The 19,108-nt window shown below is 41.2% G+C and carries 13 protein-coding genes; 4 read left to right on the forward strand and 9 right to left on the reverse strand.

The genetic code is table 11. From position 1 onward, the window contains the following. Nucleotides 1-30: 30 nt before the first annotated feature. From BLU33_RS15825 to BLU33_RS15865, 9 genes are all read right to left on the reverse strand, one after another. A complete protein-coding gene (locus BLU33_RS15825) occupies nucleotides 31-1,827 on the reverse strand; it encodes a RagB/SusD family nutrient uptake outer membrane protein (protein ID WP_091375019.1) in 1,797 nt (598 codons plus the stop codon). Between the two features lie 34 nt (nucleotides 1,828-1,861). Beyond that, complete coding sequence (locus tag BLU33_RS15830) at nucleotides 1,862-4,933, reverse strand: SusC/RagA family TonB-linked outer membrane protein (protein WP_197684513.1); 3,072 nt, start codon at nucleotides 4,931-4,933, stop codon at nucleotides 1,862-1,864. A 572-nt stretch (nucleotides 4,934-5,505) separates the two neighbouring features. Further along, on the reverse strand, nucleotides 5,506-6,540 hold the full coding sequence (locus BLU33_RS15835) for a LacI family DNA-binding transcriptional regulator (protein ID WP_091375025.1): 1,035 nt from the start codon (nucleotides 6,538-6,540) through the stop codon (nucleotides 5,506-5,508). A 105-nt stretch (nucleotides 6,541-6,645) separates the two neighbouring features. Next, entirely contained in the window at nucleotides 6,646-7,548 is a 903-nt protein-coding gene (locus BLU33_RS15840) for an ROK family protein (RefSeq protein ID WP_091375028.1), read from the reverse strand. 28 nt (nucleotides 7,549-7,576) lie between these two features. After that, nucleotides 7,577-9,475 carry a glycoside hydrolase family 97 protein gene (locus tag BLU33_RS15845; protein ID WP_091375031.1) on the reverse strand — a complete coding sequence of 633 codons (1,899 nt, stop codon included), beginning with the start codon at nucleotides 9,473-9,475 and terminating at the stop codon, nucleotides 7,577-7,579. Between the two features lie 306 nt (nucleotides 9,476-9,781). Further along, the gene (locus BLU33_RS15850) at nucleotides 9,782-11,218 is read right to left on the reverse strand and encodes a glycosyl hydrolase family 28 protein (protein WP_091375034.1); all 1,437 of its coding nucleotides are present in this window, start codon (nucleotides 11,216-11,218) and stop codon (nucleotides 9,782-9,784) included. Between the two features lie 432 nt (nucleotides 11,219-11,650). After that, complete coding sequence (locus BLU33_RS15855; RefSeq protein WP_232009311.1) at nucleotides 11,651-12,622, reverse strand: family 43 glycosylhydrolase; 972 nt, start codon at nucleotides 12,620-12,622, stop codon at nucleotides 11,651-11,653. A 280-nt stretch (nucleotides 12,623-12,902) separates the two neighbouring features. Then, complete coding sequence (locus BLU33_RS15860; RefSeq protein WP_091375042.1) at nucleotides 12,903-15,686, reverse strand: glycoside hydrolase family 2 protein; 2,784 nt, start codon at nucleotides 15,684-15,686, stop codon at nucleotides 12,903-12,905. 478 nt (nucleotides 15,687-16,164) lie between these two features. Then, entirely contained in the window at nucleotides 16,165-16,554 is a 390-nt protein-coding gene (locus BLU33_RS15865) for a hypothetical protein (protein ID WP_091375045.1), read from the reverse strand. A 52-nt stretch (nucleotides 16,555-16,606) separates the two neighbouring features. On the opposite strand from BLU33_RS15865, the gene BLU33_RS15870 reads away from it, so the two are divergent. From BLU33_RS15870 to BLU33_RS15885, 4 genes are all read left to right on the forward strand, one after another. Beyond that, nucleotides 16,607-17,143 (forward strand): hypothetical protein, encoded by a 537-nt coding sequence (locus tag BLU33_RS15870; RefSeq protein WP_091375049.1) that lies wholly within the window; start codon nucleotides 16,607-16,609, stop codon nucleotides 17,141-17,143. A 317-nt stretch (nucleotides 17,144-17,460) separates the two neighbouring features. Next, nucleotides 17,461-17,979: a hypothetical protein gene (locus BLU33_RS15875; protein ID WP_091375053.1), complete on the forward strand. Its 519-nt coding sequence runs from the start codon at nucleotides 17,461-17,463 to the stop codon at nucleotides 17,977-17,979. Between the two features lie 67 nt (nucleotides 17,980-18,046). Beyond that, a complete protein-coding gene (locus BLU33_RS15880) occupies nucleotides 18,047-18,781 on the forward strand; it encodes a hypothetical protein (RefSeq protein ID WP_091375056.1) in 735 nt (244 codons plus the stop codon). A gap of 74 nt (nucleotides 18,782-18,855) precedes the next feature. Next, nucleotides 18,856-19,056 (forward strand): hypothetical protein, encoded by a 201-nt coding sequence (locus BLU33_RS15885; RefSeq protein ID WP_091375059.1) that lies wholly within the window; start codon nucleotides 18,856-18,858, stop codon nucleotides 19,054-19,056. The last annotated feature ends 52 nt before the right edge of the window (nucleotides 19,057-19,108 follow it).

Genomic DNA, 19,108 nt, shown 5'->3' on the forward strand with positions numbered 1-19,108 from the left:
CTATTGATAAGGTTGTTATATGTTTTACTATTAATAACCATTGTTTTGCACGAGGTGTGAATTCAACTGAATTTGCTTTAATGGAAGAGGAAACAAATAGTGCATCCGTTTGAAATTCCTGTTTGCGGCGGCATCAATGGTTATGGCCGGCAGGTTACCATTTCCGGTAGCAACCGTTGTTGCACCATAAACATACAAGCTAGGCGTGTACAAACTGGTCGGGTTTCCGCTGGCATTGATATAATCTGTTGTGTAAGCCGCATCGCCTAATACCTGGCCGCACAAAGGTGCATTTAAGGATGCTTCTGCAATTCCCCAGCGTTTCAGGTCATCAAAACGGTAGTTTTCGCCCCACATTTCAATAGTTCTTTCCCTCCTGATTTCAGTGAGCATGTCTAAGCTATAAGTCGATGCCAAAGCATTCGTAAGTGGTGCTACCCCAGCCCTTGCTCTTAACAAGTTAATAGAGAGGTTGAGATCAGCATCGCTGATGCTACCATTTAATTCAAATGTTGCCTCTGCATAAATAAGATAAACTTCCGCAAGGCGTATTTGCGGGTAATCCTGTGATTCCTGGTCATCATTGCGGTAAGTAGGATAGTTATAGGCGGCGAATTTTTCATTTCCATAGCCCGAGGTGCCTGTTGTAAGAGGAACGGAACCGGCGGTTGGCGCATTGCCATAGCCAAGCACATACCCGTATAAGCGGTAATCTCTGTTCTGATATTCAGAAGCTGCTGTATGATAACCCTGGAATAAAGGAGATTTATCAACAGGCAAACCATCGGAACATAAATACATATCCATCATTTTACGGTTTGGCGTCATGTAGCCGGTAACCGTATGGGTAAGGTTTATGCCACCCTGATGCAGGACAAAGTCATACATACTTTTTAAAATAAATTCGTTGTTTGATGTTTTATCTAGTCCGAGCGGATTTGAACCCGATCCGTCGATGCTAAACAGGTAGTAAGAACTCCGATCGTTAAGTTGAGTGTTGTAATTCCATAAAGCATAACCGCCGTTGGTCATCACATCTTTTGCCATAGCGGCAGCATCAGTTAAAAATTGTGAAACCTGGTTTGATGGTGGGCCACCTGATCCTGCAAAATCGGTTGTTGTCCCGGTGTATTTACGCCAGGTTGCTTCATAAAGCTCAACGCGGGCCTTGAATGCTTCTGCTGCCCATTTACTTACACGGCCTTTGTCGGCTGAGGGAATGGCCTGTTCGGTAGGAAGACCAGCAATGGCATCATTCAAATCAGACAGAATTTGTGTTATCACTTCATAGCGGCTGTTTCTAGGTGCCTGCAACTGGGGCGAAGTAAGATCCAGAACGCTTGTTACAATCGGAACACCCCCAAAACGTTTAAGTAAGAAAAAATGATGCCATGCACGGAAGAATTTTGCTTCGGCTACATATTGTGCAATGTCTGATGCACTGCCTGTATAAGCAGCTGCCTGTTGTAGTAATACATTATTTTCTCTGATATAAGCATAGGAATTATCCCAATACTGATCCGTACTTTTCGGGTTCACGGTTCCACGTCCGTAGCCTGCGTACCCACCTTCTGTGTTTACAGTTACGTTTGCAGAAAGGTCAGATCCATTGTCCATAAAATCAAAAATATTGCTGCCATTAAGTGACTGCCAGCTGATCATTTTATTATAAAAGTCACTTGCAGCGGCTTTAAATTGAGCTGGATTTTTAAAATATGCGGCCTGGGTAAGTACATCTTCAGGAACCAGGTCGAGATAAGTTTTTTTGCATGAAGGCGCCGTAAAAACAACAGTGCCAATTGCCAGAAATATTAATAATTTTTTCATATCGGTTATCGTTAACTGATCAATAATAAATAAGTTAGAAAGTCACGTTCACGCCAAATGACCATGTTCTCATGAACGGATAGCCATCGTTCTGTGAGGTCGCGCCCTGCTCCGGATCGAAACCATCTTTAATTGAGCTAAATTCAAACAGATCGGCCCCCGAAAAATATACCCTCACCTTAGCAATATTTAATTTAGAAAACCACTCTTTAGGAAGTGTATAGCCTATAATTAAAGATTTAAGCCTGATATACCGGTTATTTTGCAACATAAAGTCATTATGCAAATAATCCCACTGCGCACGCGCACCGTAAACGGTTAATCGCGGAAACTCAGCGTTCGGATTTTGCGGTGTCCAGGTTTTTCCCAGATAAGAAATGTCGGAATTGAGGTAGACTGCGTAAAACGGGTATTCCAAAGTCCCTGTACGTTCAAGATGCTGTAAACCTACCCCCTGGAAAAATGAGCTGATATCGAAGTTTTTCCATGAAGCACCAAGATTTAAACCGAACTGGTAATGCGGGGCGGCATCGCCCATATATTTTAAATCACCTGAACTCCCGTTACTGCCAACGGCACTGATAATGCCATTACCATCCAGATCCACCTTCCTGGTATCGCCCGGCCGTAATGCTACAGTAGGATCGGTTTGAGAAGGTATTTCTCCTTTACCACCATACAGTGCATAATAGGCATTTACCTGGGCCTGATTTTGGAAGTAACCATCTGTTTTATACATAAACCAGGAATTAAGCGGATAACCCTCTATAGCACCGTTTTCCCCCGCAGCGATTGTGCTTTGCCCGTATAGTTTTATTAATTTATTGGTGCTGTTACCCACATTAAATCCTATATTATAATTGACTTCGCCAACCTTGTCTTTCCAGGCCACCTGGAATTCCCAACCTTGCGTATGCAAAATGCCGCTGTTGGTGAAAGGGGCTGTACCACCCAATACAGAAGGATAATTAACATTGATCAGCATCCCGTTATTTTGCTTTTTGTAATAGTCAAAAGAGGAAGTAAGTCGATTATTAAGAAACCCGAGGTCGATACCAATATTTTCCTGTTTTACGCGCTCCCAGGTACGATCATTGGTAGTTATACCGCTTAAATAGGCCGTTGGCTGATTGGCTGCTACACTGCCAAAAATTTGCGAGCCCTGGTTAATGGTAGAAAGAAAACCGTATAATGGAATTCCAGAATTGTTACCGGTTACACCATAACTGCCGCGCAGTTTCAGGTTGTTTAGCCAGGTTAGATCAAGGTTTTTAAAGAAGTCTTCGTTTGTTGCTACCCATCCTACTGAGGCTGCCCCAAAGTTAGAATACTGGTAGCCGGGTGCGAAATATGATGATCCGTCGCGCCTACCCTGTAATTCCACCAGATATTTATCCTTATAAGAATAATTTAACCTTGCCAGGTATGATAAAAATCCCCAATCATTAGCACCACCAGCATTGGTTTCAAGCGTTGTAGGTGCTGCATTAAGATCATATACACCGTCACTTGTTATTCCGGTACGGTTGGCACTTAATCCTTTGTATTCATTCTTTTCAGCAGTCATGCCTCCCACTGCAGTAATATGATGATCGCCAAACGACTTATTATAGCGCAGTAACACGCTATAGTTCTGATAAAAATTATTATTCGATGCTTCACTGATATTGGATTGCGGATTCAGTGCTGAGGGCGCTAAGGTTCCGTCCCATTCATACTGTGGGACAGTAAGATTATAAGTAGTGTTTGAGTATTGGTTGGATTGAATGGATGCGGAGCCTTCTAATTCAAGATCTTTGGTCAATTCCAGGTCGGCTTTCAAATCTGCACGTATCAATTCGTTGCCGCTGATATTCCTGCCGCCATCTGTGGTACTGGCTACCGAGTTGCGGTTCCCCGCATTGCCAAAATTTGCATACCATTCACCATATGGATTTTTCGCAGGAAAAAATGGTGGATCTTCCGCAGCCAGGTCAAACCCCAAACCGCTGGAAGGGCCAGATGTTTGATCTTTTTGGTAAGTGACGCTGGATTGTACTTTAAACCAGTCTGTTACCTTGTAATCATAGTTTAACCTTAAATTATATTGTTTTTGTCCGTCATAAGCCGTTGCCAGGTTTCCCTGGTTATTGGCATAACCCAATGACAGGCGATAGTTTGTCTTTTCATCCGAACCTGAAATACTCATCGTTTGCTGATTGGAGGGACGTGTTGCAAATAACTCGTCAATTCTGTTTGCCTGGCCGATAAAAATGTCGCCCCAGTATACAGTTGAATAAATACCCTGTACACCTTGTTGCATTTTTTCGAGATTAGCCAGTGTTCCCCAGCCCCAATAATCAGGTACGGTCTCCTGCTGATTAGCGTCTATCCAAAATGTGGCATATTGCTGTTCACTGGGCACCGGTGTTCTGATACCAATGGTATTCATACGTACATTGGCCGTATAATCCAAATGGATTTTGCCTTTACCTCTTTTGGTAGTCACCAGTATCACACCGTTGGCAGATCGCGCACCGTAGATCGCAGCTGTCGCATCCTTTAATACGGTCACTGATTCGATATCATCCGGGTTCATCGTAGTTAACGCATTGCTTGTTGAAGCGGGCACACCATCTATTACAATTAGTGGAGAACCGCCGTTTACCGAAGTTGCACCGCGGATTTGTAAGCTAATTCCCTCGTTACCCGGGCGGGATGAGGTTCTGGTCACCAACAAACCTGGGGTTTCACCCTGCAAAGCCAGCAATGGATCTGTTACTGCCCTGCTTGCAAATGCCTGGCTGCCTACTGTTTCTATGGCACCGGTTACCGTGGCTTTCTTTTGTGTTCCATAGCCAACTACCACCACCTCATCGAGGTTACTGCTTTTGGGTGACAATACAACAGTTACTTCCTTAGTAGGATCGGCAATGATTTCCTGCGGATCGTAACCAATATAACTTATTTGCAGTACATCGCCTTTGGCCGCTTTAATTTTGAACCCTCCAGCCATATCTGAAGTAGTTGCTACTGTAGTGCCTTTAATTTTTATGGTGACACCAATAAGATCTTCATTTGTTTTTTTATCGATGATTTTGCCCCTTACCTCAGTCGTCTGGGCCATTGAATTCAAACTAAACAATAAGGACAAAAAAAGAAAAATCGCCGCAATATTATAGCGGGACTGAAAAGTAAAATTTTCCATAATTTGAAATAGGTTAATAATAAATAATTGGTTACTAAATGGATTTATAGATTTATGCGAATGGACACGCAATCATCAATTTGTAATTATCCAGTCACTAAAGTATAGGCCTTAAACAAATTCAGAGGGTGGTTATTGGGTCAAACAAGAGGGGTATAAATGCGAAAAAAGGCCGATTTAAATAAAAACACGCGGTTAAACGGCGTAAGATGCAAGTGGCTGAAAAATTAATTATCTGAGGCATAGAAAACTTATTGAGAAACAGTTTATCCGAAGTGTATTAAAGATAATGTTTATTCTTTCAAACAAGTTTATGAACAAGTATTTAGTGTTGATAATACAGTTAAGCCAAAGACCGTAGAACAAAAAAATGATACTAATGTCGCATCAATCATAAAATATCACTAATCGTGAGTCTAAAGCCCTAGGTCAAGATCCCAAAAGAACGCAATCTGACTTTAGATTTACGACGAAATACTGTTGATACGACACTAGTTCTTATTGGATACTTTGGGTAAAGTAGAGTTTCTGATCATTAATTTTGTGGGCAGCACAATAGAGTTGACAGATCTGGCTGGCACGGGGCTGGCCAGTAGTTTTAAGATCATATTGATGACCTGTTCCGAAATCTCCTTGATTGGCTGGGCTATTGCTGTTATGGAGGGGGTATGTAAACGATAAAAATTATCATCATCAAATACGATCACGGCAATATCATCAGGTATTTGCAGCATTAGATTTCTGATTGCCTCAAGGCCGCTGTCTGCAATATAGTTTGTTGCAAAAAAAACCGCATCTATTTGCTGATGCGCTTTTAAAAATTCCTCTATTTCAAAAATGGCGTGCTCCTGCTGATCATGGTAGGCTATTCTTTTGAGCAGATAAGGCCTGCCCGCCTCCGTCACAGCAGACAAATAACCCAATCGTCTTTCTGCCATCTGTATCTGCTCAGATAATAAGGTAATCATGGCTATATTTTCATAACCATTGTTTAACAAATAATTTACCGCTGAATAACTGCTGGTGTAATTATCAACCACAACGCTATTTAATTCAATGCCAGGTAAGGTACGGTCAAAAAGAACCACTGTATACCCGTCATCGGTTAATCCCTTTAATTCATTTTCGATGCCTAAAGGTGGAGCAATAATATAACCATCAACCTGCATCCCCCGATATGCATCAATCAAATCCCTTGTTTTTTGATGATCGTTCTCGGTACTGCTATATAAAATCTTATACTCTCTTTTATAGGCGGCCTCCTCCATCAAACGTGCGATAGCTGAAAAAAACGGATCTGAAATATCCTCAACCATCATGGCAATCATTTTAGTTTTGCCGGTACGCAAGCCCTGGGCGAAATGATTGGGACGATAACCCACCTCTTCTATATAGCTCATTATCCGGTTTTCCAGCTCAACACTGATCAGCTTTTCACTGGCTTTCCCGTTTATCGCAAAAGACACAGCCGTTTTTGATACATTCAACGCCCGGGCAATATCATCTATAGTAATTTTTTTCTTCATTAATGAAAAACTAAAAAAGGCTTAGGAACTGGTTAGCGTAAAAACTTTTCATAAAATCACTGATCTATATAAATTTGCCCCTATTATTTATTAAACCATACTAATTCAACTGACAGACGTATTTACAGGAACATTAATTGGGATTTCAAATAAAGATGCGGCACCTAAAAGCGAAGCATGCTCACCCAGTTGCCCTAATTCAACAATTACCGGGCTAAGGTTTTCCTGTAGGTATGGCAGGAAAAGATGATTGGCCTTTGCAATATTTCCGCATATAACTAATGCCTGCGGCGAAAAAACAGGTAGTTTTTGTTTCAAAAATGCATTTAGTTCCACGGCAAACTCATTAAATACCTTTATGGCATTCGCATCATTCTCCGCCAAAATTGCCAGTTCCCTCACTCCCGGAATAAAGCTTTCGGTTAACTCGTGGTAACGGGTCAGAAACCACCTGGTAGAAAAATAATCATCGGCAATTGAATTTTTATATTTGTCACTTCCCCAATTAACATCCCTGGTTATTTTGTTTTTACTAAAAGCTGATCCAAAGCCCGTGCCAAGTGTAATGCCAACAACATCGTTATATTTTCGACCTGCGCCTGCTATAATTTCGCCTGCAACGGTTGATTCAGCATCGTTTCTAAACCTAATGTTTGAGCTATTTAAATTAAGGCTTTCGGCAAATTTCTTTTTTATATTTAAGCCGTAAATACGCTCATATTTATCCAAACCTCTTATATAACTAATTCCATTTTCATAGTCGAACGGACCGGGCATTGCCACTCCCATTCCAGAAACAGTGCCGGGAGCATTAGCAAGGGAGTATTGAAATGCGGTATCCCATGCAGTAAATATGTGATCCGCGTCACCCTTACTAAACACTTCAACCCTGGTTAAACTTTCCGGGATAATCGTTTTTAGCTCCAGGTTACATATAGCTGAGGTGATATGTGTACCACCAATATCAGTGGTTAAAATATATGTTGATGTGATTTCATTTGTTCGCATATATATTATAATAGTATTTTCTGTTGATCTAATCTTTTGGCGTTATATAAATAGCCTGACCTCCGGATGGTTTCAGATTAACTTTAATTAAGCTATTTTCAGTAACGGTTTTACTTTCAATTTTCACTTGTGCCGTACCCGCTGCCGAAGTATCGTCATCAAATATTTTCGCTACATATTGCTTGCCTTTATCTAAAAAGTTCAGCGTGAAAATCAATGTACGCGCATCGTTGTTGGTAATGGTTCCTACAAACCAGTCTTGCCCCTTTCGCCGGGCAGTGGTTATAAATTTACCTGGTTCGCCTTGTATAACTTTTGTTTCATCCCAGGTTGTGGGTATCTTATTCCAAAATTCCAGCTCCGGTTCGTTGTGATAATCGGATGGCTTATCATACCAAAAAAGGGTTTGCAATGGGCTATAATAAATAGCCGCCAGCGCCAGCTGATGGGCATGAGTAGTTTTAATTCGCTTATCAAAATAGCAAATAGTATAGTCTGCCGCGCCTGCAATAAACCTGGTAAATGGCAGTATTGTGTTATGCGTCGCATCCGGCATTTCTTCATTCCCGCGGACACCTTCCGCGGTCAGGAGATTGGGCCATGTCCGTTGCTCACCCGTAGGCCGCCACTCATCATGAATATTAAGCATAATATGATTGTCTGCTGCTTGTTGAATAACCTTCTCCTGCCAGGTGGTCCATCTATGTGAGCCAACTTGTACAAAACCAATTTTGACGCCTTTTATACCCCATTTGTGATATACTGCAAAAAGACTGTCGGACTGAGCTAATGCGGCCTGTTGATTAACATACAGCCAGACTCCTATATTACGTTCTTTCCCATATCGAATTATTTCGGGCAAATCAAAATCAGGTATAGCAACTTTTGTGGCATCAGAGGCAAAATCAAATGCAGGCCCATACCATTTCCAATCAAACAGTATATATTGTAAGTTTTGTTTTGCTGCAAAATCAATATTGGCTTTAGCAGCGGCAGTAGTCTGCGTCATTACCCGCATAATTTTACCGGGCTTTATCCATCCGGTATCAGTTATTTTACTGACATCATTTAAATTTTGAATAAGATAATCATGTTCAATCAGATCGCCGGGCTTATCTGCAATCATGATAACCCGCCATGGCGTACCTACCGGCGATATCAGATCGGCCCTATCATACATCGCAGTAATAATGGTATTTGGCGAACCAGTATCCAGTTTAAATTTAGTGCGGGCATAATCCACCATTCTTGCCTCAGTCAAGCATATATAGAGACTGTCTGCTAACTCCACTGTAAGTGGGCGCTCGCTTTCACCGGGCCAATTTGATATTGGAAGTTTATAATATGGGCCCTGTGCCCAATTTGCAAACCAGGCTTCGGCACCAGTTGGCAGGTGAAATGTTGTATTTTCAGCAGTCACGCTGTAATAAGTTCCCTTAACATTTTCAGGAAAAAAATAGCGAATAGCGATACCTTCATTATAAGCGCGTATTTGAACCTGCATTACATAAATAGCATTATCATCCTTTACCAGTTCAATATCCGACTCATTGTAATGGTCGCGATTTTTTGCCTGTTCACCATTTACAGGTACCCATACGGTATCCTTTGTTAGTGAACTCACTTTGTCAACTACCAGATTTTCGCACCATCTTACATGTTTATCAACTTTTAGCGCCATTGCTTTTTCAGATAGGTTATTATCCAATTGTATATCCAGGCAGGACTCAAGTATCACCGGTTTATTGTTGTGAAATACCTGGTAGTACATCATTCTTTTTTTGGCATAATCCTCTTTCTGATAAAATTTAACTAATTGGCGGTGATCGGGGGAATACACACGTAAAGTGTCAAAAACCATTGTTTGTGCGATGCCATTATTGTAAAAAAACAAAATAAATACAACCAGGACTATTCTATTATACATATTAATTAATACTAACAGGTTTATAATTATCACTACGAACGCAACAATGGGGACTGGACTCGTCTTATTGGTTAACTCTTCAAATTATCAGATGACACCAAAAAATGACAAGGCTACATTTGCGCAGTGTTATAATTAAATAGCGAAAGTATAGTAAAGAGTAATCGGAGAGAGGGGGCTATTAGGTCAAACAACAGGGAGATTTAGACAGAACAAAAAATTGAAACAAGATGGAGCACAAAAAATATCGCTGTTAACTGTTTGGCCGCTTTTTCCGTAATCCCTGTTTTTTTGTTTGATTAAGCTTTACTTTTCCGTTGAAATAAAACGAAGCCCCTCTACATGTTCGCCTTCAAAAATGTTGGCCATATCGGTGGTTTTATAAAAGCCGGGTTTATCCGGCATGGTGTCTGAAATTACCTTTCCGTTTAAAATCAAATTTTCGAATACTATATTCTGTATTTTCCTATCCTCGTTATAGCCCGAAATTATTGCAGTGTTAGCATGTATACCGGTATAGGTAACATTTTTAAAATATATATTTTCTATGCCTCTGCCCGGGGATGTATTATATTTCCGGTTATACATTACGCGGAGATTTACAAACTGCCCTTTTTTGAAATCATCTATCCTGATATTTTCAAAGCGGATATTCCTGATCAAATTATTATCCCCTGCGTTTAAGGCGATACAACCCTGATAGTTGATCTGATTTTCATTTTGTTCCATGATATCAATATTAGTAAACTTCATATCGCCTAATGTATCCGGATGTAATGTGTCGCCATGGGTGCCAATCAATATTGGATGAGCAACATCGGCCCAAAGAATAGCATTTGATACAGTTATGTTCGTTGTGTTACCAAACCATTTCCAGCGATGCCCATATATTGCTATGCAATCATCAGAGTTTCGCATAAACAAGTTTTCAAGTGTTACGTGCGAACTGCAAAAAATATCGATGCCATCACCCCACCCCTCACTGCTGAAAGATTTAATGTTTCTTACAAAAATGCTGTCTGATTGGCCTATAGTTGTTGTATAGTGCCTGGGGTTTAATACAATTGGTCCATCAATAGTGACGTTTCTGCTATAACTTATTTCCACCGACATCGGCGAGTGTTCTATTATTCCATGTCCAAGAATTTTTACATTATTAGCATGATCTATTTTGAAACTACCTCTTAACACAGCTCCGCCATCTATATACACAGTTGTATTTGACTTAAGAGTTACCGTATCTATTTGGTGTATACCGGGGCCAAAATACATTACACGGGTATCATTGGGATTAACGTGATACTTTGCCAAACTATTTGCAAATAGCTGCAGATTATGAAAGATATCGCCGTTCACTTCTATAGAAAGATTTCGTGGTCGCATTAATTTAAATGAAATAACATTGCCGGATATTTTTGCAGAATCGGCGCCTAAAAACGGCCTTACCCGGGCATTTTTCACTATTCCTTTATTATAGGTTGCCATAACTTCAACTACGCCTGAAAAGTCGAAATAACAAAATGAAGTATTTTCGTTATGCATCCTGCCATCAACCCCTACATTGCCAGCAACCCTGGCCATATAAATTGGAAGTGGTTGCCAACCCTTGCCCGGTTGTCTTACTTTAACTGAAAAATCATCATTTAAGGCCATGCCATCGGGGGCTTTGTAGATTTTTAATTGCGAAAAAACATGCGGAGAAAAAATCAGAAAAATTAAAATAAGAAGTGCAGCTCTATTCATGACCAGAAATTAAAAGTGGATTAAGGTTAATCTTAAGAAAATACGTTCTCTTAAGATTAATCCGCCTCCAAAATAATTGAACGTGGTTTAAAACAGGGGGGGCAATTGGGTTAAACAAAGGGGTAAATTTATCCTAAAAATCAGTCCTGATGACCGATTTTCGTTTAGAGGCTTGAAATCATTGTCCCCCTCATTTGATCGAATAGTCCCCCTTTACATTTCAATCAGTGCACTAATTTAGCACCAGATAAAAGAATTGACCTTTCAAGTAATTTCAGGACCGAAACTGTCCTGAGGTTCATATTAATTCATACGATCTTTTCTCTAATTGGTTTTAATTGGTAATGGCCCTTTGCTGACTCTCCATCGGCAGGGGCCATGTTTTAAAAAGAAAGAGAATCATCAAATTTCTGATCGATAAATCACATAACATTATTTGCCATTTGGGATTACTTGTGCTTCGCCTGTTTTAACATCCAGGGTCCACGGTTGTGGTTTAGGCAGCCACAATTTGTCCTCCCCTATCTCTAAAGGCATCCAAAGATAACGGGAATCCCACTGTGTTTTTGGTTTCCATATGTCACCCATAAAAATCACTGTGGTTTGCTTGGTTCCCACAATTTTTATCAGCATGGTTGATTGTGCACCATAGGTATTCGTTTCAGGCGGTGCAATATCCTTAAAATCACTCCAGGGACCCGATAAGGAAAGTGCTGTAGCATATTTATTGGGATTGGGCGACCAGCCCGTCAACGCCGAACCGATAGCATAATAAAGACCTTTATAATGAACAATTGCGCCGCCTTCCATATGAGCGGGTATAAGGCTCATTTCTTTTTCTACATTTAAATAGTCATCAGATAATTTTGCGATTCGAAATCCAAACGGGCGATCTTCAAAAACGAGATAAGCCGTGCCGTCGTCATCAATAAATTGCCCAATGTCACGACTCTCGTGCCCGAGGGGACGAAAAGTTTTGATAAGCTTAAAGGGCCCTGTTGGTTTATTACTGGTTGCTACGCCAACCCTGGCATACGCATAACCACCGGCAATTTTTCCGGTTACAGGATCTTTCACGCCGCCATCAACATGCATGTACATTACATACTTTTTTGTTTGCTTATTGTAATATACCTTAGGCCGCTCAATCACCCAATGTACTAATACTGAATCCGGCTTTGCTATTTGAACATCATTTTTAAATGTCCAGTTAACCAAATCCTTTGAAGTATAACAACTAACATATCGATAGTTAGTATCTAAACCTTTTTTACGCTCCTCGCCATACCAATAATAATTACTTCCAACTTTTATTATACCGCCCCCATGCGCCTGTATGTGATTACCTTGCTTATCGGGCCATACTTCGGTTGGTTTTATAGTATCATTTTTTGATTGAGCCAAACCCAAATTGGGAATTAGAATTACCAACAAAATTATTAACCGCTTGATTGGTGATGAATATTTCATTTATAAGTTAGGAATGATTTGATGGCTAAGTAATAAATAATAATTCAAACATAGAGGGGAGCATCCAGTCAAATCAGAGGGGTGAATTCAACATATCATTATTGTTACCTATTAATACTGATGAATAGATATTATTGTTATCAACACAATTATTGTCGATTTTTTTTAAAAAATCGTGCTTTTTTACCGGTGGGGGTATCGTTGGCGAAATTATTTATCTAAAGTCAAACCATAACGTTCCTTTAACTATCCCATAATTAAGCTGAATATTTTTCTGGCTTTGCGGACCGAGAAGGGACGGGTCCTGAAAACGGGTACCTATTGGAGCGATACTGTTTAAAAATCCGATATCACCCTCAGGAAATGCTGCTTTAAGACTTTCGTGCTCATACTTTGAATGATCTGGTTTTAACATTTGAAGGAATATGGATTCATCATCAGTGTAGACCGTAAATGGTGATTCTTTATTTTCAATTACGACCCAATACAGATCAGCATGATAGCCTTTGAATTCGGGATAATTCCAGCTTGCCCCTGTGATCGAATTATTATAATTCTTGTGCCAAACACCAAACTGCTGGCCTTTCATCCTATTTTTCCATACCCGGTATGGTCCCCTGCCGAGCCATTTCATGCCTGTTATTTTCTCTTCGGGATAATTAAAGGTTATTCCCGAAAAATCGACACCTGTTTGCTGTGACCAGCGTTTTTCTAACGTATATTGATACTGTAGTTCTACTGCTTTACCGGGTGCGAAAATCCATTTGACATTAAAATAAGTATCCCCCTCATAAACAGGTTCTATAATATAGTTTGCGCCTTCAGCATAGCTTTTAAGTTGCACAAGCTTGTGGTCAAATCCTGCCTCAACAGGGCCTGTTAATGAGATCTCACCTTTATTATTCATCACCTTTTGAAGCTGCCCGTTAGCTTTATTAAAAAAACATTTTATCCCTGATGCATTGACTATCAAGCTGGTAGCTGAGTCTTCCACAGTAATTTTTGAGGCTAACGAATGGTTACCGGGCTTTTTAACCTGATCCGGCAATTTGATCGGCCAGGTCCAGGTAAATACCTCCCTGCCATGCGGATCGATGGCCGTTAAATATAGTGCATCGGCCGTTTGCCAGTCATGTGGTAAATCAATATGCAGATACCCCTTTTCTCCGGGAGACAATAAAGGAGATGGGGTTTGTCCTTGTGCTATTGTCTCGTATTTAACAGAATTTTCGGTAGGCGGAGGGAATTTAACCAGCTTCCAGAAGAATTTGCATTGGTTTAGGTTAGTATAGATATAACGGTTCTCTATGCTTAAATTTCCGTCAAAAACAGGAGAAATGATTTTTCTATCAATGGCGATTGGCGACCATAATTCCTTAATGGTGTAAAAACTACCTTCTTTTTCACGGTGCGGCCCAAGAATACCATCCGGGGCACTGTCATTTGCAGTATCCATTGTACTGTCCTGATCTACCCGCCTTATACCACCATCAGCAAATACCCATATAAATCCACCCGCTCCGTAGTGGTGTTTGAGTATCGCATTCCAAAAATCTTCTAATCCGGCGCCGGCCCCCCCATCATAATTGCCGTGCATAAATTCCGTAGGGAAAAACACATCGTTACCATATAGTGCCGAATTTACTACGTAATTGTAATCTGGATAATGCCGCGTATCGGTGCCATTAAATTTCTCCCAGGGATGAAGGACTACCCGGTTTTGAGGATCATAAATTTTAAACTGATCGTCGAGCGCAGTGTTCCATCCACCTTCGTTTCCATTATCCCAGAATATGATGGACGGATGATTAACATCGCGTACCACCATTTCTTTAACCAGCTTTTTGCCGACAACTGTATCATACTTATTTTGCCAGCCCGTTAACTCGTCAAGTACGAACATACCAAGCGAATCACAAACATCCAGGAAATGTTGATCGGGTGGATAGTGTGACATCCTTACCGCATTCATATTCATATCCTTCATCAGGTTCACATCCATTATACTGAGTACTTTACTCAACGTCCGCCCTGATTCCGGCCATTCGCTATGCCGGTTTACACCTTTCAGAATAACTTTTTTGCCGTTAACATATATACCGTCATGAAGACGCAGTTCCATAGTACGGAACCCGAAACGTTGTTTAATTTGGTGAATGGTGATTCCATTAGCATCCTCTAAGGATATTATCAAGTTATACAGGCGCGGAAACTCGGGGTTCCATGCGACAATATTTTTGAAGTTACCTTGTAATATCGTGGGGTACTCACCCGCCACGGCTTTCGCGACAATTGCCTCTCCTACTTTTTGACCGGCCAGAGTTTGTACTTCTGCAGTTATCTTGTCGTCACCTTTAGATTCAGGCGCAAAAACATTAACTCTTAAACTGCCATCCCCTTTTGCATCCAACGCTAGATGATCAATATAATTATGAGGAACAATCTCTAAATATACCGGACGAAATATACCCCCAAACTGCCAGAAGTCGGCTCGCCGCTCCGCAAGATTAATAGATGCATTTTCCGACTTTTTGCTTACCGTAACTTCAAGTAAGTTATCGCCCGATTTTACCAGATTAGTAATGTCATATTTAAACCGATAATAACCGCCCTGATGTATGGGCCCGGCTAATTGGCCATTGATCATTACCTTAGTATCCGTCATTGCGCCTTCAAAAACGATGAATATTTTTTTCCTATTCCATGCTGCGTCAATGTTAAAATGATGTTTGTACAAACCTTGTTCATCGGGGTTTTTCGTATCCTGAAAGTAATTATAAGTGCCAAAGCCCTGTAGCTCCCAATTAGAGGGGACCTGTATTTTATCCCAGTGTCCACTATTTCTGCCCGTGGTACAGAAAAAATCCCACGTCACCGTATGATCTTTATCAGTACCGGAAAGGTACATGATTTGAGTGGTTTGCGCATTGGCTTTTAGCAACGAGCCCGGCAACAAAAACCCATATATAATAGATAAAGTGATATAAAATAATTTCATGAGAATGCTCTTAATAATACTAGTTTAAGCACCGCTGGTTAATGTTAAGCGATATTAATTAGATAAAAGCATAATTTATGATTTTGATGCTTTAAAATAGGAAAAAAGTACCTTTGAGGAACAAATAGGGCAAAAATACATATAATATAGTAAAAAATGTTGATAACTCATATTCTTTAATAAAAGTTAGGCTATCAAACTAATCATACGCACATGCTCTCAATGTAGACAAATAGGTGTTGAAATTAAACCCTTAGCTGGAAGAATTGAGGTATAAATTCCGGGGATAGACACAACAGAATTTGAAAAAGATTTTTACAAAAATAGTTAATGCCCCGCAAAATGAAACTCGTCCCCATAATAATGAGATTGAGAGTGAATTAAAAATATTAAAAGAGTTTCGCCGTCAACCTATCATAAAAACACCTGAAAGAGTTGGTCCTATTTGTTATTTACATTATCAGCCGTCGCATGACTCTTATTTGGGAAGTAAAGTAGCTGTTGGATCTGTGGGTAGTTGTCCGTCATATAAAAGCGAAAGGTATCGGCCGGAAGACTGAGTTTGGCGCCAATGCGCCTGTTGGTCGCGTCGAAGGCTTTGGCGGCTTTTAAACTTCCTTTTCAGTTCGCTGCTTTCAGCGCGGTAAGTCATTAGGTCGTTGCTGCTCAGCCGGCCTGTATCTTTTTGCTGATATTGGCGCACCTGCCGGGTTAACTCGAGGTTATCAAACTGCACATTACCTTTGGCCGAGCCGACATAGCTCCAGCCATAGGTGCCGTTATCGCCTTTTTTCTTTTTAGGATTTACCCAATGGATATCTTTCAGATCCTCATGCGCGGTGTCTACTCCGGCGTCGATAACGGCCACGATGACTTGATGCGGTGTTTTACCGCGGAGTAGTTCGGTATAGGCTTTATCGGTGCTGATCCCAAAACGGAATCTGTTTTCAGGTCCAGGTTTTGCCAGTTGGGGCGCTGCTGCCGGACCTATACAAGGTAATGATCCGATCGATCCGGACAACCCTGGCTTAGGAACGTTTAATGATCTCGGTCCAGCATCAAATGAAAGCAATATCGGCGATATTGTTCTCGACACGCTTAAATCAGGTTTTGATTACCTTGAATCCGGGGATTGGGGTTTCGGGAATATCTTTTTGACCGTCAATCCGGATGGCAGCTTCGCGATTGTACCCTTACCGCCAGGCCTTGACCCTGCCCCTTCGTTAAACTTGTCTTTTAACTTTGATAAAAACGGCGATCTTCAATCCATGCAGATTGGCGTTTCAGTCGGATGGGTCGGCGCAAATGCAAGAGCCGGTATCACTTTGGGCCAGGGTTTCGGCACCTATGAAGGTGGTACGCTGGGTGGTATCAACTATGATATTAAGAATCCTTTTGACGGGAACCCCAAAGATGGCCCGTTGCCGGCAGAGCCTCCGACAATCCTTATACCTTGATCACTTCAACTTAAAATAACCTCATCATTAAACGATCACACATGTCCAACTCCGAAAATCCCCAGAACAGCCGCCGATCGATGTTACAAAAAACGATTTTGACCTCTACGGCCATTACGCTAGGCCTGTTAGGCTTTAGCAACGAGTCAAAGGCAACTAGAAAAACGTCATCCATCAACAAAAAAGGAACGAATGTCATCACTGACCCCGATCCCACTAAATGGGAGACCGTTTGAAAAAAATATTTTGGGAGCACCGATAAGGCTTACCAGAAAGCCTCGCTGAGTAATGTTAGCGCAAAAGATTATTCCGGTGACTTGAGCGGACTGAAAACCAAACTGGTTGCTCACCTGCAAAAAAGCTTGCAGATCGATAGTTCAACGGGTAACGCAACCGATGATAATCCCTTATTGCAAAGGATAGACCAATACCTGGGTGGCTTAAAAGGTGCGGATATGGATAACCTGAAAACCACCTTTCTGGCAACACAGGCCGAAATGCTGCTTGACCAGGCTGCCTCTTTATTGGACCGAGCTACCAAAGACCGGGCGCAATGGGATGAACTGGCCATCAAAAATTTCATCCAGACAATAGAGTTTAACCAGTTTATCGAATTGGATAATTTACATAAGGAAGAAACCGACCACATGTATGCGGGCGTCAACAACGGGTTCTACCAACAGCAGGTCAATAATATCCAGCGGCTGCTGGATACAGAGCTTATGACGCAAAGCGTACTGACAGTTGCGAGTGAATTTTACAAGGACTTTTTTGCTGGTAAATGGGCACCGGGTATCATTGATGATATCATCAACCATTACAGTCAGGCAGTCTAGCTGGAAAACCAAAAGTTGGGCAATGATGCGGGAACCATTGCCGGGGATCTGACCTTAGTATTCCAGCATGGCTAACCAATATAGCAGTAACTATTTACAGAACAACTCCTATCAAAAACTGCTGGATATATCTAATATGAAAGTTGATGCTTTGCGGGCAGCGCTCGACTGGGAGCAGGCTAACCGTGATTTTCAGTTCAGGCGGACGAATATCTCGCGGGCTTATCAATACAAAAAGATTGCGTCCAGTAATGATTCAAATGGTATCTTAAATTATAATAAAAGGCTGACACCGCTAGGCGACCGTTTTAAACAAGATTTTTTAAATGCGCTGGCCAGGCTCCAGGTTTGTTCCTTGGGTCTGGACAAAATTTATGGTTATAGCGCACCATTGCCTAATATCGCAGAACAAGATGGTCTTTTTGATGACTGCATCACCTGGACCAGGAATGCGATTAATTATTATAACCGGTTCTCCAAGCTCGATCAAACGTATGTTCTCCGCATTTCATTGCGAAACTTACTGATCAAGTCAACGCAACCGTTCAATCCGGAAAAACAATCAGAAATTGATACCACGGCTGTCGATTCAAGCACTTCGTATGGCCAAATGCTGGCGAAAGGCATTTTTCAATTCAATATTGATGAACATTTGTTCCTCAATCAAAAACATGTCCGGATACGTGGGATCAATATGTTTGTCTCATTGACGCCGTACAAAAGATTACAGGCCAATATTGATATGGTGAATGGTTGCATCATGGCGGAAATTATTCCGCCACCAACATCCTACTCCGGCTGATCAATGGGACGCCACAGGGCGTTACCAAACCGCTGGATTATAAGAAGCCGTATTTTGCTATTCCGTCTTTAAAGATGGGCCGGATCGGCACCAGAGATTTTATTCGTACGCCGGAAACGATGGGCACATCCACTTTTTATAATTTAAGTCCTTATGGTGCGTGGACGATAAATTTCCCGCAGATCATCAGCGGTAATCTTAATAAGTTGGTCTATATAGACGATATTTATTTCGACCTGATCGTTACGGTAAGAACAGATCCAACTATTTCGTAAATAATCCGAAGTCGCATACGGCGACTTCGGATTTTATGAGAAGCTTATCATC

It is taken from the genome of Mucilaginibacter mallensis (assembly GCF_900105165.1).
GTDB classification, from domain to species: domain Bacteria; phylum Bacteroidota; class Bacteroidia; order Sphingobacteriales; family Sphingobacteriaceae; genus Mucilaginibacter; species Mucilaginibacter mallensis.